The sequence below is a fragment of the Arachidicoccus sp. genome, from assembly GCF_050436765.1.
Classification (GTDB): domain Bacteria; phylum Bacteroidota; class Bacteroidia; order Chitinophagales; family Chitinophagaceae; genus Arachidicoccus.
The window spans coordinates 1-854 of sequence record NZ_JBNQGD010000383.1 but is presented as its reverse complement, the minus strand read 5'-3'; the positions used below and the strand labels follow the sequence as shown (position 1 = coordinate 854).

At 39.9% G+C, this 854-nt stretch carries 1 pseudogene; it reads right to left on the bottom strand.

Annotation, left to right across the window (positions count from 1 at the left end):
* Window positions 1-14: 14 nt before the first annotated feature.
* Window positions 15-854 (bottom strand): annotated as a pseudogene (locus tag ACQR30_RS16085) (alpha-rhamnosidase); the annotation flags it as partial.

Sequence of the window (854 nt, the reverse complement as noted above, 5' to 3'; positions counted from 1 at the left end):
ACACATGGAAGGAATTAAGGAACTGAACATCCACCAAGAATTCCCACATCCAAATGATTATCATTTGCAATGACTGCATCGGCGAGGTTTTTTGCAACTTTTTTCTTTAAACTATCCGGCACAATTCCCCAGAATAAAGGAACGCTCAATTCAGTCTGGTTACCTTCTGCATAGATAGCTCTTTCTTTGTTCAGGTATTTGGTATTGATTGCATTTTTTATTTTCGAGGCCAGCACTTCATACTTTGTAATATCATCTGGCTTGTGCAATATTTTCGCAGCTTTTGCTAGTATAGTCGCATCTACAAAATAATAAACAGAAGAGGTCAATTCAACAGGTGTTTTTGATTTTAGGGGAGCCCAATCACCTAATCCCCATGTAGTCAATCCATCAGGATATAAATAGGTAATATGGTTTACATAGCGTTTGATATTTTCATAATTATCGCTGAGTATTTTAGTGTCACCGTAAAACAAATAGACATTCCAAGGGATAATGGCAATCGCACTGGTCCAATCGGGACCGTTGCCCCATTCATATCCCCAGCCATCTGAAGGAACAATAGAAGGCAAAACACCATTTGGTTGCTGCTCATCGCGCATATCTCTCAACCAATTTTCATAAATGGTAATCGCATCAAAATTATACAAGCCTGTCTCGCTCGCGATGTGTGCATCTCCCGTCCATCCATTCTTCTCGCGTTGCGGGCAATCCGTTGGATAACCAAAAAGGTTAGACAAATAAGAGGCATTGGTTGCTGCATATATTTTGTTAAGCAATTCGTTGGAACAGGTAATATTTCCCACACGAGCCACATCGCTACGCATAAAATAGGCAACAAGATCTTCTCTATT